Source organism: Variovorax sp. E3, assembly GCF_016082275.1.
GTDB lineage: Bacteria > Pseudomonadota > Gammaproteobacteria > Burkholderiales > Burkholderiaceae_C > Variovorax.
Map to the genome: position 1 here is coordinate 24,574 of NZ_MOWM01000058.1, position 15,094 is coordinate 39,667.

The 15,094-nt window shown below is 67.5% G+C and carries 13 protein-coding genes, 3 pseudogenes and 1 riboswitch; of the genes and pseudogenes, 11 read left to right on the plus strand and 5 right to left on the minus strand.

Translation table 11 applies throughout. The features are described from left to right. Positions 1–48 precede the first annotated feature (48 nt). Positions 49–117, plus strand: a riboswitch (S-adenosyl-L-homocysteine riboswitch). A gap of 65 nt (positions 118–182) precedes the next feature. From ahcY to BMG07_RS20440, 4 genes are all read left to right on the plus strand, one after another. Beyond that, entirely contained in the window at positions 183–1,622 is a 1,440-nt protein-coding gene (ahcY, locus tag BMG07_RS20425) for an adenosylhomocysteinase (protein WP_198086086.1), read from the plus strand. Between the two features lie 7 nt (positions 1,623–1,629). Next, positions 1,630–2,406 (plus strand): TlyA family RNA methyltransferase, encoded by a 777-nt coding sequence (locus tag BMG07_RS20430; protein WP_198086087.1) that lies wholly within the window; start codon positions 1,630–1,632, stop codon positions 2,404–2,406. A gap of 10 nt (positions 2,407–2,416) precedes the next feature. After that, on the plus strand, positions 2,417–3,241 hold the full coding sequence (gene metF / locus BMG07_RS20435; protein WP_198086088.1) for a methylenetetrahydrofolate reductase [NAD(P)H]: 825 nt from the start codon (positions 2,417–2,419) through the stop codon (positions 3,239–3,241). A 187-nt stretch (positions 3,242–3,428) separates the two neighbouring features. Beyond that, on the plus strand, positions 3,429–3,941 hold the full coding sequence (locus BMG07_RS20440; protein WP_374221302.1) for a septal ring lytic transglycosylase RlpA family protein: 513 nt from the start codon (positions 3,429–3,431) through the stop codon (positions 3,939–3,941). A gap of 22 nt (positions 3,942–3,963) precedes the next feature. On the opposite strand, the gene BMG07_RS20445 is transcribed toward BMG07_RS20440, so the two are convergent. Continuing rightward, on the minus strand, positions 3,964–4,956 hold the full coding sequence (locus tag BMG07_RS20445) for a 23S rRNA (adenine(2030)-N(6))-methyltransferase RlmJ (protein WP_198086089.1): 993 nt from the start codon (positions 4,954–4,956) through the stop codon (positions 3,964–3,966). Positions 4,957–5,072: 116 nt separating this feature from the next. Here BMG07_RS20445 and BMG07_RS20450 point away from each other — a divergent pair, with 116 nt between their 5' ends. From BMG07_RS20450 to mdtD, 6 genes and pseudogenes are all read left to right on the plus strand, one after another. Beyond that, positions 5,073–5,732, plus strand: a complete 660-nt coding sequence (locus BMG07_RS20450; protein WP_198086090.1) for a hypothetical protein — start codon at positions 5,073–5,075, stop codon at positions 5,730–5,732. Between the two features lie 37 nt (positions 5,733–5,769). Continuing rightward, positions 5,770–7,032, plus strand: a complete 1,263-nt coding sequence (locus BMG07_RS20455; protein WP_198086091.1) for a S1C family serine protease — start codon at positions 5,770–5,772, stop codon at positions 7,030–7,032. 197 nt (positions 7,033–7,229) lie between these two features. Beyond that, positions 7,230–7,660 (plus strand): annotated as a pseudogene (gene rplM / locus BMG07_RS20460) (50S ribosomal protein L13). A gap of 12 nt (positions 7,661–7,672) precedes the next feature. Beyond that, a complete protein-coding gene (rpsI, locus tag BMG07_RS20465; RefSeq protein WP_062479216.1) occupies positions 7,673–8,065 on the plus strand; it encodes a 30S ribosomal protein S9 in 393 nt (130 codons plus the stop codon). A 184-nt stretch (positions 8,066–8,249) separates the two neighbouring features. After that, positions 8,250–8,615 carry an iron-sulfur cluster insertion protein ErpA gene (erpA, locus tag BMG07_RS20470; protein WP_007827949.1) on the plus strand — a complete coding sequence of 122 codons (366 nt, stop codon included), beginning with the start codon at positions 8,250–8,252 and terminating at the stop codon, positions 8,613–8,615. Positions 8,616–8,696: 81 nt separating this feature from the next. Further along, positions 8,697–10,121 carry a multidrug transporter subunit MdtD gene (mdtD, locus tag BMG07_RS20475; RefSeq protein WP_198086092.1) on the plus strand — a complete coding sequence of 475 codons (1,425 nt, stop codon included), beginning with the start codon at positions 8,697–8,699 and terminating at the stop codon, positions 10,119–10,121. Between the two features lie 13 nt (positions 10,122–10,134). Here mdtD and BMG07_RS20480 read toward each other — a convergent pair. Further along, positions 10,135–11,258 (minus strand): annotated as a pseudogene (locus tag BMG07_RS20480) (anhydro-N-acetylmuramic acid kinase). Positions 11,259–11,309: 51 nt separating this feature from the next. Continuing rightward, a pseudogene (locus BMG07_RS20485) lies at positions 11,310–12,658 on the minus strand (peptidoglycan DD-metalloendopeptidase family protein). 159 nt (positions 12,659–12,817) lie between these two features. On the opposite strand from BMG07_RS20485, the gene tyrS reads away from it, so the two are divergent. Then, positions 12,818–14,050, plus strand: a complete 1,233-nt coding sequence (tyrS, locus tag BMG07_RS20490) for a tyrosine--tRNA ligase (RefSeq protein ID WP_198086093.1) — start codon at positions 12,818–12,820, stop codon at positions 14,048–14,050. A gap of 9 nt (positions 14,051–14,059) precedes the next feature. On the opposite strand, the gene BMG07_RS20495 is transcribed toward tyrS, so the two are convergent. Both BMG07_RS20495 and BMG07_RS20500 read right to left on the minus strand, forming a co-directional pair. Then, positions 14,060–14,695 (minus strand): OmpA family protein, encoded by a 636-nt coding sequence (locus tag BMG07_RS20495; protein WP_198086094.1) that lies wholly within the window; start codon positions 14,693–14,695, stop codon positions 14,060–14,062. Beyond that, a partial coding sequence (locus tag BMG07_RS20500) for a FecR domain-containing protein (RefSeq protein ID WP_198086095.1) occupies positions 14,692–15,094 on the minus strand: 403 nt, incomplete at its 5' end. The genes BMG07_RS20500 and BMG07_RS20495, both read right to left, overlap by 4 nt.

The window sequence follows — 15,094 nt, forward strand, 5'->3', positions numbered from 1 at the left end:
CACAAAGCCCCCGTGTTGGCTCGGCCTCCCGCCCCGTCTACAATGCCCCGTTCCGAGGAGCGTTGCAGCGCCATCAGGCGTGAGGCTCGGACCACATCGCAACCACGCTCACCCGCTGTTCTCGCGGTGAGTTTTTCCCCGTACGCAGTGGCATCTTTCAAACCAGTTTTGTTGGAGTTCTCATGAGCGCTGTTCTCAAGCCCACCCCCGTTTCGACCGCCGACCAGGCGATTGCCGACCTGTCCCTTGCCGCCTGGGGCCGCAAGGAAATCCGCATCGCGGAAACCGAAATGCCCGGCCTGATGGCCATTCGTGAAGAGTTCTCCAAGGGCCAGGCGCTCAAGGGCGCGCGCATCACGGGCTCGCTGCACATGACCATCCAGACGGCCGTGCTGATCGAGACGCTGCAAGCCCTGGGCGCCGAAGTGCGCTGGGCCTCGTGCAACATCTTCTCGACGCAGGACCACGCCGCCGCCGCCATCGCCGAAAAGGGCACGCCGGTGTTCGCCATCAAGGGCGAGTCGCTGAAGGACTACTGGGACTACACCCACGCCATCTTCGACTTCGGCCCCAAGGGCTCGAAGGGCGAAGGCCCGAACATGATCCTGGACGACGGCGGCGACGCCACGCTGCTCATGCACCTGGGCCAACGCGCCGAGAAGGACCTGGGCGTGCTGGCCAACCCGACCAGCGAAGAAGAACGCATCCTGTTCGCCGCCATCAAGGCCAAGCTGGCCGTGGACGACACCTGGTACACCCGCAAGTCGGCCGAAATCATCGGCGTGACCGAAGAGACGACCACCGGCGTGCACCGCCTGAACGAAATGTCGGCCAAGGGCACGCTGCTGTTCCGCGCCATCAACGTGAACGACTCGGTCACCAAGAGCAAGTTCGACAACCTGTACGGCTGCCGTGAATCGCTGGTGGACGGCATCAAGCGCGCCACCGACGTGATGATCGCCGGCAAGGTGGCTTGCGTGGCCGGCTACGGCGACGTGGGCAAGGGCTCGGCCCAGGCTCTGCGCGCGCTGTCGGCACAGGTGTGGGTCACCGAAATCGACCCCATCAACGCCCTGCAGGCCGCCATGGAAGGCTACAAGGTCGTGACGATGGAATACGCCGCCGACAAGGCCGACATCTTCGTGACGACCACCGGCAACAAGGACGTCATCACGCACGACACCATGGCCAAGATGAAGGACCAGGCGATCGTCTGCAACATCGGCCACTTCGACAACGAAATCGACGTTGCGTCGATCGAGAAGTACGAGTGGGAAGAAATCAAGCCGCAGGTCGACCACATCACCTTCCCGGACGGCAAGAAGATCATCCTGCTGGCCAAGGGCCGCCTCGTGAACCTGGGCTGCGGCACGGGCCACCCGAGCTTCGTGATGTCGTCGTCGTTCGCCAACCAGACCATCGCCCAGATCGAGCTGTTCACCAAGCCCGACGCCTACCAGGCCGGCAAGGTCTACGTGCTGCCCAAGCACCTGGACGAAAAGGTCGCGCGCCTGCACCTGAAGAAGGTCGGCGCCATGCTGACCGAGCTGACCGACTCGCAGGCTGCCTACATCGGCGTGAGCAAGAACGGCCCTTACAAGCCGGACACGTACCGTTATTGATCAGCGCATGCGCGCCGATCAACTGTTGGTAGAGCGCGGCCTGGCCGCGTCGCGTTCGCAGGCCGTGCGGCTCATTGCCGGCGGCATGCGCTGGCGCGACGCGGGCACGAGCGACGCGTGGCGCAACGTCGCGAAGAACAAGGACGAGGTGCCCGAGTCGGCCGAGCTCGAACTGGTCGACGCGGCCGAGGCGCGCTATGTGTCGCGCGGCGGGCTCAAGCTCGAAGGCGCACTGGCCGCAAGCGGTATCGACCCCGCCGGCAAGCTGTGCCTCGACGTGGGCCAGTCGACCGGCGGCTTCACCGATTGCCTGTTGCAGCGCGGCGCCGTGAAAGTGGTGGGCGTCGACGTCGGCCACGGCCAACTGCACGCGAAGCTGCGCGAGGACGAGCGCGTGGTGCCCATCGAAGGCGTCAATGCGCGCGCGCTGTCGGCCGACGACCTCGGCGAAGAGGGCGAGTCGCGCTTCGAGCTGATCGTGGGCGACCTGTCGTTCATCTCGCTCACGCTGGTGCTGCCGGCGGTGGTCGAATTCTTGGCCGACGACGGCCATCTGCTCATGCTGGTCAAGCCGCAGTTCGAACTGCAGCCGGGCCAGGTCGGCAAGGGCGGCATCGTGCGCGACGAGGCCATGTATGCGGTGGTCGAGAAGCGCCTGCGCGACGCCTGCGAGGCGCTCGAGCTGAAGGTGCTGCAGTGGTTCGACAGCCCGATCGCCGGCGGCGACGGCAACCGCGAGTTTTTCATTCACGCCGTGCGCGCTGTTCACGCGAACGGTTCTTAAGGAGACGCAGGTGCGCCTTCCGCTGAGTTTTGAATTCTTTCCGACCAAGACGCCCGAAGGCGCGGTCAAGCTGCGCGCCGTGCGCCAGCAGCTGTATGTGCGCAAGCCGCAGTTCTGCTCGGTCACGTATGGCGCGGGCGGCTCCACGCACCAGGGCACCTTCGGTGCGGTGCAGGAGATCCTGTCCGAGGGCGTGGACGCGGCCAGCCATTTCTCGTGCATCGGCGCCACACGCGCCACGGTGCGCGAGCAGCTCGCCGAGCTGAAGGCCATGGGCGTGAAGCGCCTCGTGGCGCTGCGCGGCGACCTGCCGAGCGGCTACGGCATCGGCGGCGAATTCCTGTACGCGAGCGACCTCGTTGCGTTCATCCGCGAAGAGACCGGCCGTGACTTCCACATCGAGGTGGCCTGCTACCCCGAGATCCATCCGCAGGCCCGCTCGCCCGAAGCCGACCTGCAGGCCTTCGCGGCCAAGGTGAAGGCGGGCGCCGATTCGGCGATCACGCAGTACTTCTTCAGCCCCGAGGCGTACTTCCGCTTTGTCGACGACGTGCGCAAGCTGGGCATCGACACGCCCATCGTGCCGGGCATCATGCCGATCACCAGCTCGACGCAGCTCATGCGCTTCTCGGATGCCTGCGGCGCCGAGATTCCGCGCTGGATCCGCCTGCGGCTGCAGGGCTTCGGCGACGACACGGCATCGATCAAGTCCTTCGGCCTGGACGTGGTGACCGACCTTTGCGCGCGCCTGGCCGAGGGCGGCGCGCCGGCGATCCACTTCTACACGATGAACCAGTCGGCGGCGACGCTGGCTGTGCTGGAGCGCCTCGATTGAGAGGGGGCGCGGCCAGAGCAGCGGGGTCGCTGCGCCAGGGGCTCCGCGTGGCCCTGGTCGCCGCGACCTGCGCCCTCGTGGGCTGCGCCATGCCGCCGGCCACCGATGCCGACGGCGGCAAGCTGAAGCCCCTGCGGCAGGCGCTGGCGGTGCCGCCGGGCGCGCGGCGCGCTCGAGCGTGCCGTCGGTGCGCTATGACCTCGCCGTGTCAGGCACGGGTGAACTGGCACCCGACGACGGCGTGCCGGGCGACGACGGCCCGCGCGAGATCTTCGAGCGCGGCGGCGCCTCGTGGTACGGCATCCAGTTCCATCAGCGCAAGACCGCCAGCGGCGAGCGCTTCGACATGACCGCCATGACGGCGGCCCACAAGACCCTGCCTTTCAACACGCGCGTGTGCGTGCGCAGCCTCGTCAACGGCAGCGAGGTGCTGGTGCGCATCAACGACCGCGGCCCCTATGCGCAAGGGCGCGTGATCGACCTGAGCCGCGCGGCGGCCGATCGCATCGGCCTCACGGGCCTGGGCATCAAGCAGGTGGCGCTGACGGTGGTCGACCGCGACGGCATGCGCTGCGGCGGCTTGCCGGTCGAGCCGGGGGACGCGCAAGCGCCCGTGGCGCAGGCGGAGCCCCAGCAGCGCGCCAGGGCGCCGGTTCCCGCGCGCCGCAAGGCGGTCGTGCCGGCGCGCAAACGCCGGTAGTCGCCCGGCCTTGGGCGAGGGGTCAGCCGCCCGACTCGAGCGAGAACGTCGCGTTGCGGTCCTGGCCCAGGCGCTCCACCAGTTGCGGCAGCGCCGCTGCGAGCAGCGGCTTCAGCGTGTACGGCGGATTGATCAGGAACATGCCGCTGGCCGGCAGACCCGGACGCTGGGTTTCGCCCGAAGAGGCGTCTTTCGTGATCTTGCTCGACTTGACCGTCAGCGTGGCGTGCAGCCACGACTTGCCGGCCTTGGTCGCCATCGTCTTGAGGCGGCGCGGCAGGTCGTGCGCCTCGGGGCGCGGAATGATCGGATACCAGACCGCGTAGGTGCCGGTGGCAAAGCGCTTGAGCGCCTCGGCCGCGAAGTCGAGCACGCGGCCGTAGTCGGTCTTCATTTCGTAGCTCGGGTCCATCAGCACCAGCGCGCGGCGCGAGGGCGGCGGCAGGAACTTGGTGGCGCTGCTGAAGCCGTCGTCGAGCAGCACGGCGATCTGGCGGCCGGCCTCGAGCTGCGCGATGTTCGCGGTCAGCGTGCGCGAGTCGGTCGGGTGCAGCTCGAACAGCTTGAGCTTGTCGTGGTCGCGCAGCAGGTGCTGGATGATGAACGGCGAGCCCGGGTAGACGCGCGCGCCGCCCTTGGGGTTGAAGTCGCCGATCACGCCGAGGTAGCGGGCGATGGCGTCGGCCAGCGGGGCTTCGGCTTCGGCCTTCGGGGCCGTCTTTTTCGCGGCGGGCTTGGCGGTGGATTTGGCGGCGGAGGCCGGCGTGGCGGGTGCCGCCGGTGCTGTCGCGGGCTCTTTCTTGCCCGGCAAGAGGCGCAGGATGCCTTCCGCCGCTTCGCCGCTGGTGCCGGCGTAGTCACCGTCGAGGCGGTACAGCCCGGCGCCGGCGTGGGTGTCGACGACCGTCAGGGCGGCATCTTTTTCGAGCAGATGGTCGAGCGTGGCAATCAGCACCGTGTGCTTGAGCACGTCGGCGTGGTTGCCGGCATGGAAGGCGTGGCGGTAACTGAACATGAGAAATAGTGCCTGAAGAGTGAGAGATGGAACGCTAGACTTACGCGCCGCAACATCGATTTACAAAAAAGAGGGCGCAGATGCGAGGAGCAGGATGGCGATTTTGGGGCCTGTGCGTGGGCGCGGGCGTTTTGTCTATTTTGACGGGCTGCGCGTCGGTCACGCACGGCACCACGCAGAACGTGAAAATCGAGACCCTGACGGCGGAGGGTAAGGTGATCAACGGCGCCAAGTGCCTGATCACCAACGACCGCAATGACTCGGTCATGCGCTCCGGCGACACTGTGCCGATCCGGCGCTCGGGCGCCAACCTCAACATCGAATGCAGCCAGCCCGGCCTGGCGCCGGCCAACGGACAGGCCGTGTCGCGTGCCAACGTGGGCATGGCGGGGAACATCCTGCTCGGCGGCATGATCGGCGCGGTGGTCGACGCCAGCACGGCGGCGGGCTACAACTATCCGAGCTGGATCCAGCTTATTTTCGGCGAAGTGCGCAATGTCGACCGCAGCGCGCAGTCTGGCGACGGCCCGACGGCGGGCATCAAGATCGGCGCGACCGAGATCGCCGCCGCGCCGAAGGCCGTGGCGGTGAAGCCCCCCGAGGCGCCGCGCCCGGTGCCGGTGGTGCCGGCGCCGAGCCGCCACCGGTCAAGGTGGTGGCAGTGCCGCCGCCCGAGGCTGCGCCGCCGAGCCAGGCTGCGGTGCAGCCTTCTCCTTCCCCTCCTCCTCCGGCGCCGCAGTCCAGGCCTGAAACGCGTGTCTCGATGGACGACCTGAACGGCTTGCTGCCGGGCAAGCCATGAGCGGTCGCGGTGTGAAAACTTCGCTGCTTCGCGCGGTGCCGGTGTGCCTCGGGTTGGGGCTGGCGATGGCCGCAAGCGCTGCGATGGCGCTGGAGCCGGACGTGCTGTTCACCAAGGTGTCGGGCAGCGTCTGGTCGGTTCGCACCTTCGATGCCCAGGAGCGCCCGCTGCGCGCCGGCAGCGCGGTGGTGATCGCGCCCGGCCGGCTCGTGACCAACTGCCATGTGCTGGCCAAGGCGAGCAGCTTCGTCGTCAAGCAGGACAACGTCACTTTCGGGGCCACGCTGGAGTTTCCGGACCCGGCGCGCGACCTGTGCCAGATCAAGGTGGCCAACTTCACGGCGCCGCCGGTGGCGCTGGCGCCGGCGGGCAGCGCGCGCGTGGGGCAGCGGGTGTACGCCATCGGCAATCCGCGCGGACTCGAGAACACGCTCAGCGAGGGCATCCTGTCGGGTCTGCGCGGCAGCCTTGGTTCGGAGTCGGAAGCGCGGCTGTTGCAGACCACCGCGGCCATTTCGCCCGGATCGAGCGGCGGCGGGTTGTTCGACAGCGAAGGGCGGCTGCTGGGCATCACCAGCTTTGCGGCGCGCGACGGCGGCAGCCTCAATTTCGCGATGCCGGTCGAGTTTCTGGCGGAACTGCCGGTACGCGCCAAGGCGATGCTGGAGGCGCGGGCCCTCGACCCCGGCGCTTCGGGGCGCCGGGTGCCTGGCGCGGCCGTTTCGCTGACTGAACCGCTGCGCGCCGGCGATGCCCTCGAATATGTGCGCACCGACAAGCTGACCGGCAAGCGCTCAACGGTGATCTACCGGGTGGATCGGGTCAACGGCGACGAGATCGTTTTCAACGGGGGCGGCAAGGTCGAAAAGTCCGACGGACAGGTGGTTTCGGTGACATCGGCCGCCGGCGGCCTGTTCGACTCGTCCTCGCCGCCCGGCGGTTGGGCGCGTGGCAACCTGCTGCCGGGCATGCGCTGGCAGACCGACTTCATGGCCGTCAGCGAAAACCAGCGGTATGAACTTGTCGCCGCGGTGGGCGAAGAGCGTTCGATGCGCGTGGACGGGGTGGAACTCAAGACCTTGCGCATCGGGTACGAAGGCTGGATCTATCCCTCCAGCATGAGCGCGCCGCTGGCCAGCGGCAGCGTCCGTTTCACCGGGGCCGCGTGGTTCAGCCCCGAGTTGCGCCGCGTCGTGCGCTTCGAGGCGGTCTACCAGCGCGGCATCATCTCCGGCGGCAACGAGACCCTGGAACTGGTCCGCATCCAGCGCTGAAACTGGCCTGGAAAGCCGGAAATTGGCCAATCGGCCATTTCTTCATATAATCGAGGGCTTCGCAGCGTTTTGTAGCCCCGCGGCGAAGTAACCCGATCCGCCCTGCGGCGCGGGTGTCACCCACCTAAGAGATTCCCACCAGAGGAACGCCGACCGTGGAAAAGGGCTCGCCAAACCCTCTTCAAAGAGAAAAACTCATGACCAAAACGTTCAGCGCCAAGCCCGCTGACGTGACGCACGAGTGGTTTGTGATTGACGCGACCGACAAGGTCCTCGGACGAGTAGCCAGCGAAGTTGCTCTCCGTTTGCGCGGCAAACACAAGGCCATTTACACGCCTCACGTCGATACCGGTGACTTCATCGTCATCATCAACGCCGCGCAACTGCGCGTCACCGCGCCAAGTCGATCGACAAGGTGTACTACCGTCACTCGGGCTACCCGGGCGGTATCACGGCGACGAACTTCCGCGACATGCAGAACAAGCACCCCGGCCGCGCGCTGGAAAAGGCTGTCAAGGGCATGCTGCCCAAGGGCCCGCTCGGTTACGCGATGATCAAGAAACTCAAGGTGTACGGTGGCGCTGAGCACCCGCATACCGCCCAACAGCCCAAAGTGCTGGAACTGTAAGGAGCCTTGAGAATGATTGGTGAATGGAACAATGGCACCGGCCGTCGCAAATCCAGCGTCGCCCGTGTGTTTCTGAAAAAAGGCACCGGCAAGATCACGGTCAACGGCAAGGACATCCAAGCGTTCTTCGGCCGCGAAACCTCGATCATGATCGCCAAGCAACCCCTGGCGCTGACCAACAACCTCGAAGCTTTCGACGTGATGGTCAACGTGAACGGTGGCGGCGAATCGGGTCAAGCCGGCGCCACGCGCCACGGCATCACCCGTGCCCTGATCGACTACGACGCTTCGCTGAAGCCCGTCCTGAGCCAAGCCGGCTTCGTGACGCGTGACGCACGTGAAGTCGAGCGTAAGAAGGTCGGTCTGCACTCCGCCCGTCGTCGCAAGCAGTTCAGCAAGCGCTGATCCTGTTCGCCGCGAACACAAAAAGCCGCCTTCGGGCGGCTTTTTGCTTGCAGCGTCTTGGCGCTGGGCGCTCCAACCCCACTTGCGTTGGGGTACACGCCACAGTCCCCCTGCCGAAAATGCGGCATTGCAGTAGCATTGGTTCCATTGGCCGCTTGTCCGGCCCCCAAGGAGTTATTCCCCCATGAGCGCCGTAGCCGAAAACATCCAGACCCAGATGCCCGAGCCGATCGTCTTCACCGACAGCGCGGCCGCCAAGGTGGCCGACCTGATCGCCGAAGAAGGCAACCCCGACCTGAAGCTGCGCGTGTTCGTGCAGGGTGGCGGTTGCTCCGGCTTCCAGTACGGCTTCACCTTCGACGAGATCACCAACGAAGACGACACCACCATGACCAAGAACGGTGTGTCGCTTCTCATCGACGCCATGAGCTACCAGTACCTGGTCGGCGCCGAGATCGACTACAAGGAAGACCTGCAAGGCGCCCAGTTCGTGATCAAGAACCCCAACGCCACCAGCACCTGCGGCTGCGGCTCCAGCTTCTCGGCCTGATGCCCGGATGCTGCTGACCCAGCCTCATCAAAAAGCCGCCTCCGGGCGGCTTTTTCGTTCCCGCTCCTCTTTTCCCCGCTTATGACTCCCGAGGCCGAAACCGCCGTCAGCCCCGCCCGCAAAAGCCTGTTGTGGCTCGTCGCCGTCGGCTTCTTCATGCAGACGCTCGACGCGACCATCATCAACACGGCGTTGCCGGCGATGGCGGCCAGCCTCGGCGAGAGCCCGCTGCGCATGCAGTCGGTGGTGGTGGCCTACGCGCTCACCATGGCGATGCTGATCCCGGCCTCGGGCTGGATTGCCGACCGCTTCGGCACGCGGCGCATCTTCTTCTCGGCCATCGTGCTGTTCGCGCTCGGTTCGGTGCTGTGCGCGCTGTCGCACAGCCTGGGGCAACTGGTGGCCGCGCGCGTGGTGCAGGGGCTCGGCGGGGCGCTGCTGCTGCCCGTGGGGCGGCTGTCGCTGCTGCGCACGGTGCCGCGTGGGGAGTTCCTCCAGGCGATGAGTTTCGTGGCCATCCCGGGGCTCATAGGGCCCTTGCTGGGCCCCACGCTGGGCGGGTGGCTGGTCCAGTACGCCTCCTGGCACTGGATTTTCCTGATCAACGTGCCCGTGGGGCTGGCCGGCTGCATCGCCACGCTCAAGTACATGCCCGACCTGCGGGGCGTGGTGCAAAAGCGCTTCGACGGCGTCGGCTACGGGCTGCTGGCCTTCGGCATGGTGGCGATTTCGCTCTCGCTCGACGGCGTGGGCTTGCGCCAGGGCGGGGTGATGGTCGTGCTGATCTTCGGCTTCGCCAGCGTCGCGGCCTACTGGCTGCGCGCCTCGCGCACGCCCGAGCCGCTGTTCGCGCCCTCGCTCTTCCATGTGCAGACGCTCAGCATCGGGCTGATCGGCAACCTGTTCTCGCGCCTGGGCAGCAGCTGCATGCCGTTCCTGGTGCCGCTGCTGCTGCAGGTGTCGATGGGCTATTCGCCCGTGCATGCCGGGCTGATGATGCTGCCGATCGCGCTGGCCGGCATGGCCATGAAGCGCTTCGCCACGCCGCTGATCACGCGCCACGGCTACCGCCGGGTGCTGGTGATCAACACCATCCTCGTGGGCTGCACCATGGCCAGCTTCGGCCTCACGGCGCCGGGCCAGCCGATGGCGCTGCACCTGTTGCAGCTGCTGGCTTTCGGTGCCGTCAATTCGCTGCAGTTCACGGCAATGAACACCATCACGCTGAAGGACCTGGACGGCAGCATGGCCAGCAGCGGCAACAGCCTGCTGTCGATGGTGCAGATGCTGGCCATGAGCATGGGCGTGGCGGCCGCGGGCGCCGTGCTGGCGGGCTACAACGGCATCTTCGGCACCGAGACCGCGGCCCACACGCTCGACGCCTTCCAGGCCACGTTCGCGACCATGGGGTTGATCACCGTGGCCTCGGCCATGATCTTCTGGCACTTGCCGGCCGAGGTGCGCGCGGCGCACCCCGCGCAGCCGGAAGTGTCCGGGCAGGGCTGAAGATCGGCCCTTTTCAGGCGGGGTAGATGGCGCCCAGCACCCGCGCTCCACGGGCGCCGGTCACGCTGGCGAGGTTGCCGGGCTCGCGCCGCACCGTAGCGCGGGCCAGCCACGCAAAGGCGGCTGCCTCGACCTGCTGGGGCGGCAGGCCGTGGTCGTTCGATGCCGCCACATGCACGCCGGGCAGCAGTGCGCGCAGGCGGTCGAGCAGGTGGCCGTTCAGCGCGCCGCCACCGCAGACGATCAGCAATTTGCTATCTTTTCCGTAGCGCTTCACGTCCGCCGCGCAGGCGCTGGCGGTCAGCTCGGTCAGCGTCGCCTGCACGTCGGCAGGCGCCATCGCCGTGGTGCCGAGCTGCGCCGCCAGCCAGGTCGGGTTGAACAGGTCGCGCCCCGTGCTCTTCGGCGGTGCCTTCGCGAAGTACGGGTCGGCCAGCAACTGCGCCAGCAAATCGGGCAGCACCTGCCCGCTGGCGGCCCACTGGCCGTCGCGGTCGAAGGGCTGGCCTGGTAGGTCTGGCACCAGTGGTCCATCAGTGCGTTGCCGGGGCCGCAGTCGAAGCCGCGCACGATGGCGCCGTCGGGCGCGTTGGCGGCCGGCAGCAGGCTCAGGTTCGAGATGCCGCCGATGTTCAGCACCGCGACCATCTCGCCGGGGCGCGCGAACAGCGCGCGGTGAAAGGCCGGCACCAGCGGCGCGCCTTGGCCGCCGGCCGCGAGGTCGCGGCTGCGGAAGTCGCCGACCACGTCGATGCCGGTCAGCTCGGCCAGCAGCGAGGGGTTGTTGATCTGCAGCGTGTAGCCGACCTCGTCGAACTCGAGCGGCCGGTGGCGCACGGTCTGCCCGTGCGCGCCGATGGCGGTGATTGCGCCGGCGCCGATGCCGCTGTCCGCCAGCAGCTGGTGGACCACGCCGGCATACGCCCGGGCGAGCCCGTTGCCGGCCAGCGCCGCGCGGTGCAGTTCGTTGTCGCCGGGGGTGTTGAGCGCCAGCAACTCCGCGCGCAGTGACACGGGAAACTCGGCCGTGGCGTAGGCGCGCACCGCGATGCGGCCGCCGGAAAAGTCGGCGAGCACGCCGTCGACGCCGTCGAGCGAGGTGCCCGACATCAGGCCGATGAAAAGTTCGGCGGCCATTCCGGTCTCAGGTCGAGAAAGAAGGGCCGCTGGTGCCGCTGCCGCGCGTGATCAGTCCGCGCTGGCCTGGATGACGGAGAAGGCCGCCGCCAGCTCGGTGCGGGCACCGACGGCGATGCGTTCGAACGCCGGGCGCATGGCCGCGGTGATCGGTGCGCCGCCTTCCTGCGCGATAGATGCCGGGTTCTGGTAGACCCCGCCCACGCGGAATTCGAAGTGCAGGTGCGGGCCGGTGGCCCAGCCGGTCATGCCGACCGCGCCGACCGTCTGGCCCTGGCTCACGCTCTGGCCGGCCTTGACGTCGATGCGGCTCAGGTGCGCATACGCCGTCTGCTGGTTGTTGCGGTGATTGATGATGACGATGTTGCCGTAGCCGTTCTGCGTGCCCGCGAAATCGACCGTGCCGTCGCCGACCGAGCGCACCGAGGTGCCCGTGGGCGCCGCGTAGTCGATGCCGTTGTGCTGGCGCCAGCTGTTCAGGATCGGGTGCATGCGCATCGCGAAGCCGCTGGACACGCGCGAGAACTCGACCGGCGTTGCCAGGTAGGCCTTGCGCAGCTGTCGCCGTTCGGGCGGTAGTAGCTGCCCTTCTGGCCCGCGCCCGGGGGCTGGAACCAGACGGCCTGGTGCACCTTGCCGTTGTTCTCGAACTCGGCCGACAGCACGCGGCCGCTGCGCAGCGCCTGCCCGTCGGCTTCGAGGGTCTCGTAGACCACGGCGAAGCGGTCGCCCTTGCGCAGGTTGCGCACGTCGACGTCGCCCGCGAAGATGTCGGCCAGTTGGCTCGCCACCGCGTCGGGAATGCGCGAGTCGTCAGTGGCCGCGAACAGCGAGGTGCGGATGGTGCCGCTGGCCAGGCGCGTGCCGGGCGTGAGCGAATCGCGCTCGGTCACGCCGGCAAAGCCGGTGGGCGTGCGTTCGATGACGAAGCGCTTGAAGCCGCCGTCGCTGTCGGGAATCCAGCGGGCGCTGAGCTTCTGGAGCTGGTTTTCCTGCGTGGCTTCGGCCGTCACGGTGCGGCCGGCACGTGCGAACAGGGCGTTGCGCGCCTCGACGTTGCCGCGCACGAAGGCGGTGGCCGCGGGGTCGGAAATGCCCAGGCGCTTCAGCAGGGCCTCGGCCGTGTCGCTCGAACGCGTGACGTCGGTGCGGAACAGCGTGAAGCTGAAGCTTTCGAGCGACTGGCTCTGTTCGGCGAACGAAACAGGCGCCGCCGTCGCTTCGAGGATCTGGTGGACCGGAAGGTCCGATGCGTCGGGACCGAGCGATGCCACCGCGAGGGTGCCGGCGCTCAGCAGGGCCGCCGCGATGACCGCGGTGATCTGCTTGGGGTAGGTCCGGAATGTATAAGCCACGCGGGAAGCGAGAAGCTCCTCGGCGGCAAGAATGCCGTTGATCAAACTTGAATTCCAGCTCAGGTTCTGCAAATCCGTGCTGCAAGGCCCAGTACGTTCAGGGCGGCAGCAGACGGTGCGGAAAAAAGCGCCGCTTAGAATTCGGCGCTTGAAAAGTCGGGCTGAGTATAGCTTCGGCCTCCAAAAAGTCAGCTAAAAAAGCCCATGAACGCCGAATCTGTTACATCCACAGCCCTCTCAAATAGTGTAGGACGCGCGCTCGAAATCTCCCTCCGGGGCGCTGACGAGCTGCTGCCGCAGGACGAATGGGTGCGCAAGCTCCAGCGCTCGGAAGCCACCGGGACGCCGCTGCGCATCAAGCTGGGCCTGGACCCGACCGCGCCGGACATCCACATCGGCCATACCGTGGTGCTGAACAAGATGCGCCAGCTCCAGGACCTGGGGCACCGGGTGATCTTCCTGATCGGCGACTTCACCACCACCATCGGCGACCCCTCGGGCCGCAACAGCACCCGCCCGCCGCTCACCCGCGAACAGATCGAGGCCAACGCCCAGACGTACTACAAGCAGGCCAGCCTGGTGCTGGACCCCGAAAAGACCGAGATCCGCTACAACTCCGAGTGGAGCGACCCCCTGGGCGCGCGCGGCATGATCCAGCTGGCCGCCAAGTACACCGTGGCCCGGATGATGGAGCGCGACGACTTCAACAAGCGCTTCAAGAGCGGCCAGTCGATCTCGGTGCACGAATTCCTCTACCCGCTGATGCAGGGCTACGACTCGGTCGCGCTGAAAAGCGACCTCGAGCTGGGCGGCACCGACCAGAAGTTCAACCTGCTCGTTGGCCGCCATCTCCAGCAAGAGTACGGCCAGGAGCCGCAGTGCATACTCACTATGCCCCTGCTGGAAGGGCTCGACGGCGTCGAGAAGATGTCCAAGAGCAAGAACAACTACATCGGCATCAGCGAAGACGCCAACACCATGTTCGCCAAGGTGCTGTCGATTTCCGACGACCTGATGTGGCGCTGGTACACGCTGCTGAGCTTCCAGTCGCTGGAGCAGATCGCGGCGCTGAAGGCCGAGATCGAAGGCGGCCGCAACCCGAAGGACGCCAAGGTCGCGCTGGCCAAGGAAATCACCACGCGCTTCCACAGCGCGGCGGCGGCCGACACGGCCGAGCAGGATTTCATCAACCGCAGCAAGGGCGGCGTGCCGGACGAGATTCCCGAAGTGGCGCTGAGCGGCGCGCCGCTGGGCATTGCCCAGGTGCTCAAGCAGGCCAACCTGGCACCGTCGACCTCGGAGGGCAACCGCCTGATCGACGGCGGCGGCGTGCGGATCGACTCCGCCGTGGTCAGCGACAAGGGCCTGAAGCTGCCCGCCGGCAGCTACGTGGTGCAGGTCGGCAAGCGCAAGTTCGCGCGCGTGACCCTGAGCTGAGCGGGTTTTCTAGCGGACCTCGATGGTGACGCGCCGGTTGCGCGGCTCGTCCACATCGTCGGCGGTCGGCACCGCCAGTTCGCGCTCGCCGCGGCCCACGGCTTCGATGCGGGCCGCCGGGAACTGGCGCTCCACGAACAGCTGCGCCACTTCCTGGGCGCGCCGGCGCGACAACTGGTCGTTCTGCTCGATGGTGCCCTTGGTGTCGGTATGGCCGGTGACGACGATGTCGCCGCCGCTGCGCCCCAGCGCTTCGGCCAGCGCCTCGGACAGGGTCTGCTGCGACGCCGTCGTCAGCGTGGTGCCGCCGAGCTCGAAATACACCGTGTAGCGCTTGGGCAGCGGCGGACGCATGTCGAACAGCGGCTTGTTTTCCGCCTGCACCTTGGCCGCGTCGGCCTGGTCGATGACCGGGGCGCCGCTGGCGCCCACCGCCGCCGTGGCGCGCTGGTAGGGCTTGGACAGGACTTCCTCGCCGTCCTTGGCGCGCACCACCACGGCCGAGGGCCTGCCGTCGGCCTGCGGCAGCAGCACCACCCGCGTGCCCGGCGTCGAGCAGGCGGCCAGCAGCAGGGCCGTCAGCGCGGCCAGGAAAAGGGTGGGAAGAGAGAAAGAGGAAGAAGACGCGGGGCGGGTTTGCTTCATGGCTGGCCGTCCGCCTGCACGATGAAGTCGGTGCCCCGGATGCCGATGGTGGCCGTCTGGGTTTCGATGCGCACCGCGTCGGGATGGGTCTTGCCGATCAGGCCCGTGATCATGCGCATCGAGCCGCGCAGCAGCGACAGCAGCATGCCGCCTTCGTGCGTGGTGCCGTCGAAATGGAATTCCTTCAGGTCGAGCCGCGACGACGGGCCGACCACCAGCGTCGTGTCGTCGCGCAGCACCACGGCGGCCGACGAGTCGGGGCCGGTGACGATGCGGTCGACCGCGCCCAGCGCATCACCGGGGCTGGCGGGGCGGGTGGTGCCCGATGCGGCGAGCAGCTGCACGTTGCCGCGCACGGACTTCACGAAGCCCGCCTTCAGGTCGGCCGGCGCGGCGGGG

Excerpts from the sequence above, each read along its gene's own strand:
- ahcY (WP_198086086.1), top strand. The coding sequence starts at position 183 with ATGAGCGCTGTTCTCAAGCCCACCCCCGTTTCGACCGCCGACCAGGCG.
- BMG07_RS20430 (WP_198086087.1), top strand. The coding sequence starts at position 1,630 with ATGCGCGCCGATCAACTGTTGGTAGAGCGCGGCCTGGCCGCGTCGCGT.
- BMG07_RS20445 (WP_198086089.1), bottom strand. The coding sequence starts at position 4,956 with ATGTTCAGTTACCGCCACGCCTTCCATGCCGGCAACCACGCCGACGTG.
- rpsI (WP_062479216.1), top strand. The coding sequence starts at position 7,673 with ATGATTGGTGAATGGAACAATGGCACCGGCCGTCGCAAATCCAGCGTC.
- erpA (WP_007827949.1), top strand. The coding sequence starts at position 8,250 with ATGAGCGCCGTAGCCGAAAACATCCAGACCCAGATGCCCGAGCCGATC.
- mdtD (WP_198086092.1), top strand. The coding sequence starts at position 8,697 with ATGACTCCCGAGGCCGAAACCGCCGTCAGCCCCGCCCGCAAAAGCCTG.
- tyrS (WP_198086093.1), top strand. The coding sequence starts at position 12,818 with ATGAACGCCGAATCTGTTACATCCACAGCCCTCTCAAATAGTGTAGGA.
- BMG07_RS20495 (WP_198086094.1), bottom strand. The coding sequence starts at position 14,695 with ATGAAGCAAACCCGCCCCGCGTCTTCTTCCTCTTTCTCTCTTCCCACC.